Genomic DNA, 9,062 nt, shown 5'->3' on the forward strand with positions numbered 1-9,062 from the left:
GCTTTGGGAGTCAGCATAGACAAATAAAACAGACATAGACAAGGCCTTGGCAAGCACCCGTATGATTTATCTATGAAAACCCCAAAGGCGGAGTCTCCAACAAACCTGCACGCTTCACTCGTGCAGAGTCTGGGGCTTGCTATTGCTGAGGGGCGTTTTCCCGCGAACTCAGTCCTGAGGTTGGATGAGTTGGAGGCACAGCACAACGTGTCCCGTTCCGTGGTGAGGGAGGCCGCCCGCGTGCTGTCCTCCAAGGGCCTGCTCGAGTCACGCCGCCGGTTCGGCACAGTGGTGCAGCCTGAAGCATCCTGGAATCTCTACGATCCCGAAGTGATCCGCTGGCGCCTTGCCTCGTCCCGTCGGCTTGAGCAGCTGCAGTCACTCAACGAACTCCGTGGAGCGGTGGAACCGCAGGCAGCCCGACTTGCTGCCGAGCGGGCATCGTGGGACGCGGGCAGCGAGCTGGTAGCCCTCGCGGCCCGGCTGTGGGCAGCCGGTCAGCGTGGAGACCAGGAAGAGTTCCTACTGCTGGACGTGGAGTTTCACGCGGCCGTACTTAATGCTTCGGGCAACGCCATGTTCGCACAGTTGCAGAACCTGGTGACGGAGGTCCTGACTGGCCGCACGCAACATGGCCTGATGCCGCACCTCCCCCATCACGAAGCGTTGCAGCTGCACATGGATGTGGCCAGCGCCATCCAGCGCGGGGAGGCGGCCGCAGCTCATGCCGCCATGAGCAGGATTGTGGAGCAGTCCACCGAAGAGATGAGCCAGATCTGGTCCAGCAGCCACTACGGCGACAATGCGCCGCCTGCCGCTTCAGGCAAGGCAGGAACCTAAAACCTCAGACCCGCGGCGTGGAGCGGGCGGGCCGGGACGCCGCTGTCTGCGGTTGTTACTGTATCTTCGCGGATGCCAGCTCCTGGGCGAGGAAATCCAGGACGGGCTGCGCCTCCGGGCTGCCCGCCGCGTGGTTGAGGTGCCCGTGGACTGCGCCGCGGGCCAGGAAGTAGGACACCGGAACACCGGCCTGCTCCAGGTTGGCGGCGAACAGCTCGGAGGAGCCGCGGACGTCGTCGTACTCGCAGGCGACGATGGCAGTCGGCGGCAGCCCTGACGGGTCGGCGTAGCCAGGCATCGCGTAGGAGGACGCCATGCTCACGGGTCCGCCCACATAGTTCTCCGCATTCCGCAGGCAGTCCTCGATCGTAAAGCGGAGGTGCCGCGGCAGCGTCGCCATCACCTCCTCGTCCAGTCCGCCCGCGGGCGGCGGCAGTTCGGCATGGAGGAAGGGATACGCCAGCAGGAGCTTCGCGGGGAGCGGCTTGCCGGCGTCGGTCAGGTAGAGCGCGGCGCCCACGGCGAGGTTGCCGCCCGCGCCTGCGCCGCCCAGGCACAGGAGATCCGCATCCAACCCGAGTCCGGCGGCGTTCCGGCGGATCCAGAACCATGCCGCCAGCGCGTCCTCGTGGGGCACCGGAAAGTGCACTCCGTCGCGGGCCAGCCGGTAATCGACGGACAGCACCGGGATCCCGCTTGCGGCGAGTACGCGGCCCAGATAGTCGGATTCGGGCATATCAAGGCCGCCGCTGACGAAGCCGCCGCCGTGCAGCCACACCAGCGCTGGCCCACCGGTGGAGGACGGCTCCCCATAGATCCGGATATCCACCGGCCCGCGCTTGCCCTCTGCGATGACAGTGCGGATGGGCACGTCGGGCCCCATCTGGCTGGGCAGGGTTTCCGGACCTTCGGGTGCCGCCATGTACAAGGCGAAACCAGCGTCAGGCGCGAGCGTCCCGCCGTCGGACGGCACGGACGATCCCCCCTGCCGGGCTGTCATGACCGGCCCAGCTTTTCGGTGAAGAAACCGACGGCGGCCGCGAGAATGTTGTCCAGCTGGTCTTCCGCGCCGAAGAAGCAGTGGTCGCCGCCCTTGATGGTGACCACTTCATGCTCAACGCCTGCTGCCGCGAGCGCCGCGGCCAGGAGGTCGGTCTGTGAGTGCGGCACCAGGCCGTCGCTGTCGCCGTGGATCAGTAGGAACGGCGCCGCGCCGGCGGTGACGTAGCTGACCGGGCTTGCCGCAGCCAGCAGCGCGGGATCGTCCGAGCCGCCCACCAGCATGTACTCGGGCTGCAGGGACATTCCGGCCGGAACAGCTGCGGTCAGCGCCGGCGGGAAGAGCCCGTCAGGGGTGTTCATCGGCGGGATGTCCACGAGCGAGGAGACCCCGTAGAAGTCGACGACGGCGCTGACGCGGCTGGAGTGCCCCTGCGCACCGAGCCCGCCGTGCAGGTCCTCCCTGGCGCCAGTCAGTCCGAGCAGCGCGACAAGGTGCCCGCCGGCGGATTCGCCCCAGGCGCCGAACCGTTCCGGGTCCACGCCGAGGTCCGCCGCATATTCGCGCAGGTAGCGGACGGCCGCCTTCAGGTCGTGCAGCTGCGCCGGGAACGGCGCCTCCAGGCAGTGCCGGTAGTCCACGGTGGCGCAGGCGATTCCGGCCTCGTTGAGCAGCCGGAACACCGAGTCCGGTGCAAAGGTGGGCGGCAGTTCGCGGCGGTCACCCAGCTGGAAGGCCCCGCCGTGGACCCACACCACCACCGGCACGGGGGTGGCGGCCTGGCGCGGCAGCCAGATGTCCATCTTGAGCGGCCGGAACCCGATGGCCCGCGCATACGTGACTTCACGGTGGACGGCAGAAATGTCCGAGACGTTTTCGGGCACACCCGGGGCGTCGAAGACCGGGAACGGGGGAACGTCCACACCACCGGGCCGGGCAGGATCGAAGGGTTTGGTTTCGTAGACCTCGGTGGCTTCGTTGACACTCATGGTGTGCTCCTTACAAGTTCGGGGTCTTTGGCAAGCTGAGGCGTTTCAGCAGTTCCGCCGCGGGCAGCGGCAAAGTGGTGCTTTCCAGGTCCGACGACGGCGGGAGGCTGGCCGGGCAGGCGGACGTCGGCGATGGTCCCGGCCGGGACGGTGGCACTCAGCTGCAGGCCGCCGTCGTCCGCTGTCCACTCCACTTCAATCAGGCCGTGAGGTCCCTGATGCGAAGTGGCCGCGGAGGCCAGGCCGGCGCCGGGGCGCGGTTCGATGATGATCCGTTCGTAGCCCGCGCTGCCCGGAGCCTGGCGGAGGCCTGCGGTGTAGCGGTGCAGGAAGGACACCACGGCGCCCTTACTGTAGTGGTTCAGGGACTGGTGCGGGGTGCCATCGGCGTCGATGCCGTTCCAGAGCTCCCACATGGTGGTGGCGCCACGGTCCACCATCACCAGCCAGGAGGGTTCAGAGTCCTGCATCAGCAGCTCGTAGGCGAGGTCCAGTTCCCCGTTGTCCGCGAGGACGGGAAGCAGGTAGGGCGTGGCCAGGAAGCCGGTCCCCACGTGCGTGCCCGCGGCCCTGATCAGCGCGACCAGCTGGGCCGTCACGCCGGCGCGTTGCTCCGGGCTGATGAGGTCAAACGCGAGGGCACGGACGCAGTTGGCCTGGCTGGGTTGGGTGACGTGCCCGCCGGCGTCGAGGTATTCCGTTTCCCAGGCCTGCCGGACGTTTTCGGACAGTTCGGCGAGCGCGGCGGCTTCCTCCTCGCGGCCCAGGACGGCGGCAATCTTCGCGAGCAGGGCTGTGGTGTTCCGGTAGTAGGCGGTTGCCACAATGCCGTGATCGCCGGAGCGGGCGGCGAACAGATCCGGTTCCGAGCCGTCCGGTTCCATCCACTCGCCCCAGTGAAAGCCGGTGTCCCAGAGGTATTGTTCGTGCGGCGCCGGTGTTGGACTGGCGGCCTGGCGCTCCGGGTGCTGGCGGGATTCCGCGGTGGTCCGGACGAAGTTTACCCACCGGGTCATCGCGTCCCAGTTCTCGGCGAGAATTTCAGCATCTCCGGTGGAGAGGTACAGCTCCCACGGCACCATCACTATGGCGTCGCCCCAGCCGGCAGAACCGTTCACAAAGGACATGAAATCCCCCGAGGTGATGTCGGCACCGGGCGACGGCGAGATGTTGGCAATAACGCCGTCCTCCCACTGGTCGGCACGGACGTCGTTCAGCCACTTCCGTGAAAAGCCTGTGACGTCGAAGAGATATGCAGCCGTGGGTATAAACAGCTGCCAGTCCCCCGTCCAGCCCGCCTTCTCCCGTTGCGGGCAGTCGGTGGGGACCTCACAGGCGTTGTCCCGGAAGCTCCACTCCACAATCTTGTGGAGCTTGTTCAGCCGCCCTTCGCTGCAGGTGAAGGTCCCGAGGGGTTCCAGGTCCGTCTGCACCAGGCACGCGGTGATGTCCTCCCGCGCGAGGTCCGTGGTGAGGCCGCGCAGGGAGACGTACTGGAAGCCGTGGGTAGTATGCCGCGGTTCGAATACTTCCCCCGGAGCGCCCGACGCCGCCACCTCGTCAACCTGGCCTGCGGACAGGAACTGGCCCGGGCGGCGGAAGTCGATGGGGCGCAAGTGGTCTTGCGTCACGTCACCGGTGGGGCCGAGCGCCTCCCCGTACACAAGGGTGACCTTCTCCCCCGGCGCGCCAAGCCTGTTGAGGCGCACCCAGCCGTGGATGTTCTGGCCGAAATCCACCACCTGGTGCCCGTTGTCTAGGCGGGTGATGGCTACCGGTGCGAGCCCCTCCACGACCCGCGTGGCTGGTGCCACCGGGCCCGTCAGCGTTTCGTAGCTTCCGTCACGGGCGACGGCGGCGCTCACTTGGGGCGCGTTTGCTGCCGGCACCCGGAAGTCCACCCGCTGGCCGGCCATCAGGTCCGCGCTGAGGATCTCCGTTGGCGAAACCAGCCAGGACTCGTCGGTGCCGATCACCGTCCTGCTGTTCCCGGACTGCAGCTCCAGCTGCGCAAGGAGGGCTGTGTGCGTGCCGTACATGTCGGCGTCGCGCGTGAAACCGAAGGTCCCGCGGTACCAGCCATCGGTGAGCACTGCGCGCAGGGTGTTGGTTCCGGGGCGCAGCAATGCGGTGACGTCGTAAGCCTGGACCTGGAGGGTGGTGTTGTAGCTGGTGGAGCCAGGGGTGAGTTGCTGGTCGCCAACCCGCTGTCCGTTGAGGAACAGCTCGTAGATGCCGTGCGCGGTGGCATAGATGCGGGCTGACTCCGGCGTGACGTCCGGCCCGAAGGTTTTGGACAGGCGGTAGCCGGGCCGTTCCCCGGGAGCGGGAACAGCCGGCTCCTCGGGGCCGATCCATTGCGCAATCCAGTCAGAAGGGTGCAGGAGTCCCAGTTCCACCGGCATCGGTTCGGACCAGGCGCTCTCCGTTTCGATGCCGTTGGCATCCGCGGCCCACGTCCGCACGCGCCATTCGAACCGGCTGCGCGACTGCAGTGCCGGGCCGGCGTAGGGCACCAGCAGGTGCTGCGCAGACTCCATCCGGCCGGTATCCCAACCATTGCTGGCTGTGATCTGGTATCCGGTCTGGGCTGTTGCGCCGTCCGGGAGGGTCCAGCTGAGGCGCGGCCGGGTGGTAGTTATGCCCATCGCCTCGCGGAGATGCTCCACGCGAAGCCGGGTGGGGCTGGCGGGGGCGAGGAGGGATTCCTCGACGCCGGCGTCGAGACAGGTGGAGGTCATGCCGGAGGCTCCTGAACGTGGGACAGCTGGAGTTCCAGCTTCGTTTCCGGCGGGCAGCCTCCTACAGTCTTCTTTCATTGGTTGGAATGATATTGTGTTCCAGCTCACGGACTCCGGTCCGAACCCCCAACGGCACAAGGACCCTCCGCCATGACTGTCTCGCCGGACACCGACAGCACTCCCGCCCGCGGGAAGCGGCCCAAGCAGGGCGAACCGGTGATTGACCGCGCGCTGAGCCTGCTCGCGGTCTTTTCCGACCGCCGTCGCGCTTTAACCCTCTCGGAACTGGCCCGCCACGCCGGAATGCCCGCGCCCACCGCGCTGCGCCTCATTGCCCGGCTGGTTGCATGGGGCGCCCTGGAAAGGCTCGACGACGGCCGTTACGTTGTGGGGGTCCGCCTATGGGAGGTGGCATCCCTGTCGCCGCGCGGTCACGGCGTGCGCGAGATCGCGCTGCCCTACCTGGAGGACCTGTTCGAGGTGACCCGCCACCACGTCCTGCTGGCCGTGCGGGATAACGAGGAGGCGGTGTTGATCGAGCGGCTGTCCTCGAAGGACGCCACGGAAGTGGCGTACCGGGTGGGCGGACGCGCGCCGCTGCGGAGCACCGCCGTCGGGCTGGTTCTCCTGGCCGGCGCGGACCAGCAGTTCCAGGAGGCCACGCTGCGGAAGCCGTCCGAGCACGAACCCGGCGTGGAGCACATGCCCGAAGGCCAGCTGCGCCGGACCCTGTCTGATGTGCGGCGCACCGGGATTGCCATGATCCGCCGCTCGGCGCCCTCGAAGACGGTGTCCGTGGCGTCGCCGATCTTTGACGCGCAGGGGTCCGTGGTGGCCGCCCTGTCCATCGTTGTCCCGGACGGCTCAACGCCGCCCAACGTGCTGGCCCCGGCGGTCCGGGCCACGGCGCGTGCCGTGTCCAGGAACCTGGGCCACCTCGCCGAAGTCAGCCCTGACGTACGGACGCACTCGGAGGGGTAGGCGCCGGAAATGCTCGGTGTGGGCCGCGGACCTGGTCAGTGGTGCAGCTGCATCCGCTGGAGGACAGTGGCGGAGATTTCTTCAACCGACATTGACGCGGAATTTACGTAAGGCACCTGGTTGACCCTGTACATGTCCTCGGCGTTCCGCAGCTCATAGGTGCACTGGCCCAGCGAGGCGTAGTCGCTGCCCGGCCTGCGTTCCTGGCGAATCTGGCTCAGCCGGACGGGCAGGGAGGTCAGCCCAAAGCATTTGTTCACAAAGGGCAGCAATGGTTTCGGCAGGGACAGGCTGGCGAAATCTTCCTCCACCAGGGGAAAGTTGGCGGCGAGGATGCCGTGCTGCAGCGCCAGGTACATAGTGGTGGGGGTTTTTCCGCACCGCGAGGGAGCGATGAGGATAAGTTCGGCGCGCTCCAGCGCCCGCACCGACTGGCCGTCGTCGTGCTCGATGGCGTACTCGACGGCGGCCATGCGCGACTGGTAGCGAACTGCGTCACCCACACCGTGGGCCTGGCCGGGCTGCCCGCTGGCGGGGACGTGGAGTGCCTGTTCGAGTTGGCCGATATGTGCGCCGAAGAGGTCGAAGAAGTGCCCCTGGCTCCGGGAAAGAACGGCGCGAATATCGTTATCGACCGTGGTGGAGAAGATGATCGGCCGGGGGCCGGCGGCGGCGAGCCGGTCGATGACGGCGACCACTTCGTGAGCCTGCTCCACCGTGGTGATGAACGGGATGGTCCGGCGCTCCAGGTGCCGGGTGGGAAATTGCGTGAGCAAGGTATTGCCCAGCGTTTCGGCGGTGATGCCGGTGCTGTCGGAAAGGAAGAACACCGTGGGGGCGGACGAGGTGCCCGCCCCCACGGTATCCATCCGTTGTTGGTCCGCCACTTAGACTGCTGAGCGCGTTCCGGAGCGGGCCAGTCGCAGCCAGGTGTCGGTGACGGCGTCAGGGTTCAGCGAGATGGAGCTGATGCCCTTTTCCAGGAGCCACTCGGCAAAGTCCGGGTGGTCGCTGGGGCCCTGCCCGCAAATGCCGACGTACTTGCCCTTGGCACGGCAGGCGGCAATGGCCATTTCCAGGAGCCTGGTTACCGCCGGGTTCCGTTCATCGAAGCCTTCGGCCACCAGTGCCGAATCGCGGTCCAGGCCCAGGGTCAGCTGGGTCAGGTCGTTGGAGCCGATGGAGAAGCCGTCGAAGTACTCGAGGAACTCATCGGCGAGCAGGGCGTTGGCGGGCAGTTCACACATCATCACGATCTCGAGACCGTCCTCGCCGCGGCGCAGCCCGTTGGCGGCGAGCAGCTCGGTCACTCCCCGGGCCTCGTCCAGGGTCCGGACGAACGGGACCATGATCTTGATGTTGGACAGGCCCATTTCGTTGCGCACGAACTTCAGGGCTTCGCACTCAAGCTCGAAGGCCTGCCGGAACGAGTCCGAGAGGTACCGGGACGCGCCCCGGTAGCCGATCATCGGGTTCTCCTCGGTTGGTTCGAACGCGGGACCGCCCAGCAGGTTGGCGTACTCGTTGGACTTGAAGTCCGAGAGCCGGATGATGACGGGTTCGGGGGCAAACGCCGCGGCGATGGTGGAAATGCCCTCGGCCAGGCGCCGGACGTAGTAGTCCCGGGGCCCGTCGTAGGCAGCCGTCTTCTCGCGGATCTGGCGGACGGTGTAGTCCGAGAGGCTGGCCGGGCGTTCGATTTCTCCCGCCACTGCCAGCAGGGCATTGGGGTGGATACCGATCTGGCGGTTGATGATGAATTCGAGGCGGGCCAGTCCAACACCGTGGTGCGGAAGCCGGGCGAAGCTGAAGGCCTGCTCGGGGGTTCCCACGTTCATCATGATCTTGACCGGCGCCGGCGGCATGGTGTCCAGGCTGGTCTCGTTCAGTGTGTAATCCAGCAGGCCCTCGTAGACCAGGCCGGCCTCGCCCTCTGCGCAGGAAACCGTGACCGGAGAGCCGTCAGCCAGGACCCGGGAAGCATTGCCGGTACCGACGACGGCCGGGATGCCAAGCTCGCGGGCGATGATGGCTGCGTGGCAGGTGCGCCCGCCGCGGTCGGTGACGATGGCGGCGGCTTTCTTCATGATCGGTTCCCAGTCCGGGTCCGTCATGTTGGCCACCAGGACGTCCCCGGCCTGGAACGAGGCCATCTGGTCGATCGAGGTGAGGACCCGCACCTGGCCGGCGCCGATGCGCTGGCCGATGGCCCGGCCCTCCACCAGGACGGCCGAGCGCTCGTTCAGGGTGTACCGGGAGATGGTGCCGGTGGCTTTCCGGGATTCAACGGTCTCAGGACGTGCCTGGAGGATGTAGAGCTCGCCGTCGATTCCGTCCTTCCCCCACTCGATGTCCATGGGGCGGCCGTAGTGCGCCTCAATGGCCATCGCGTGGCGGGCAAGCTCCTGGACTTCTGTATCCGTCAGGCTGAACCGGCGGCGGAGGTCCTGCGGCACGGGAACGAAGTCCACCGTCCGGCCAACCTCGCGGGATTCCGTGTAGGTCATCTGA

The 9,062-nt window shown here is 67.1% G+C and carries 7 protein-coding genes; 2 read left to right on the top strand and 5 right to left on the bottom strand.

The genetic code is table 11. The annotated features are described in order from the left end of the window. The first annotated feature begins 72 nt into the window (after positions 1-72). On the top strand, positions 73-840 hold the full coding sequence (locus tag FNL14_RS17515) for a FadR/GntR family transcriptional regulator (RefSeq protein ID WP_142062528.1): 768 nt from the start codon (positions 73-75) through the stop codon (positions 838-840). A 55-nt stretch (positions 841-895) separates the two neighbouring features. Here FNL14_RS17515 and FNL14_RS17520 read toward each other — a convergent pair whose 3' ends face one another. Genes FNL14_RS17520 through FNL14_RS17530 form a run of 3 tightly spaced genes read right to left on the bottom strand, consistent with a single transcriptional unit; the run spans position 896 to position 5,570 of the window. Beyond that, entirely contained in the window at positions 896-1,840 is a 945-nt protein-coding gene (locus tag FNL14_RS17520) for an alpha/beta hydrolase (protein ID WP_142062531.1), read from the bottom strand. Further along, a complete protein-coding gene (locus FNL14_RS17525) occupies positions 1,837-2,829 on the bottom strand; it encodes an alpha/beta hydrolase (RefSeq protein ID WP_142062533.1) in 993 nt (330 codons plus the stop codon). Before FNL14_RS17525 ends, FNL14_RS17520 begins: the two co-directional genes overlap by 4 nt. Further along, positions 2,826-5,570: an alpha-L-rhamnosidase gene (locus FNL14_RS17530; RefSeq protein WP_142062536.1), complete on the bottom strand. Its 2,745-nt coding sequence runs from the start codon at positions 5,568-5,570 to the stop codon at positions 2,826-2,828. The genes FNL14_RS17525 and FNL14_RS17530 overlap by 4 nt, the downstream gene beginning before the upstream one ends. A 150-nt stretch (positions 5,571-5,720) precedes the next feature. Here FNL14_RS17530 and FNL14_RS17535 point away from each other — a divergent pair, with 150 nt between their 5' ends. Further along, positions 5,721-6,551 carry an IclR family transcriptional regulator gene (locus FNL14_RS17535; RefSeq protein WP_142062539.1) on the top strand — a complete coding sequence of 277 codons (831 nt, stop codon included), beginning with the start codon at positions 5,721-5,723 and terminating at the stop codon, positions 6,549-6,551. Between the two features lie 35 nt (positions 6,552-6,586). On the opposite strand, the gene FNL14_RS17540 is transcribed toward FNL14_RS17535, so the two are convergent. Together FNL14_RS17540 and ppsA are read right to left on the bottom strand one after the other, a co-directional pair. Beyond that, positions 6,587-7,420 (bottom strand): pyruvate, water dikinase regulatory protein, encoded by an 834-nt coding sequence (locus FNL14_RS17540; RefSeq protein ID WP_142062564.1) that lies wholly within the window; start codon positions 7,418-7,420, stop codon positions 6,587-6,589. An 18-nt stretch (positions 7,421-7,438) separates the two neighbouring features. After that, on the bottom strand, positions 7,439-9,062 hold a 1,624-nt coding region (ppsA, locus tag FNL14_RS17545), incomplete at its 5' end, for a phosphoenolpyruvate synthase (protein WP_142062567.1).

Source organism: Pseudarthrobacter sp. B4EP4b, from assembly GCF_006680095.1.
Taxonomy (GTDB): Bacteria; Actinomycetota; Actinomycetes; order Actinomycetales; family Micrococcaceae; genus Arthrobacter.

What these genes read in the sequence shown, in the direction of transcription:
- FNL14_RS17515 (WP_142062528.1), top strand. Translation starts at nt 73, where the DNA reads ATGAAAACCCCAAAGGCGGAGTCTCCAACAAACCTGCACGCTTCACTC.
- FNL14_RS17525 (WP_142062533.1), bottom strand. Translation starts at nt 2,829, where the DNA reads ATGAGTGTCAACGAAGCCACCGAGGTCTACGAAACCAAACCCTTCGAT.
- FNL14_RS17540 (WP_142062564.1), bottom strand. Translation starts at nt 7,420, where the DNA reads ATGGATACCGTGGGGGCGGGCACCTCGTCCGCCCCCACGGTGTTCTTC.
- FNL14_RS17530 (WP_142062536.1), bottom strand. Translation starts at nt 5,570, where the DNA reads ATGACCTCCACCTGTCTCGACGCCGGCGTCGAGGAATCCCTCCTCGCC.
- FNL14_RS17520 (WP_142062531.1), bottom strand. Translation starts at nt 1,840, where the DNA reads ATGACAGCCCGGCAGGGGGGATCGTCCGTGCCGTCCGACGGCGGGACG.
- FNL14_RS17535 (WP_142062539.1), top strand. Translation starts at nt 5,721, where the DNA reads ATGACTGTCTCGCCGGACACCGACAGCACTCCCGCCCGCGGGAAGCGG.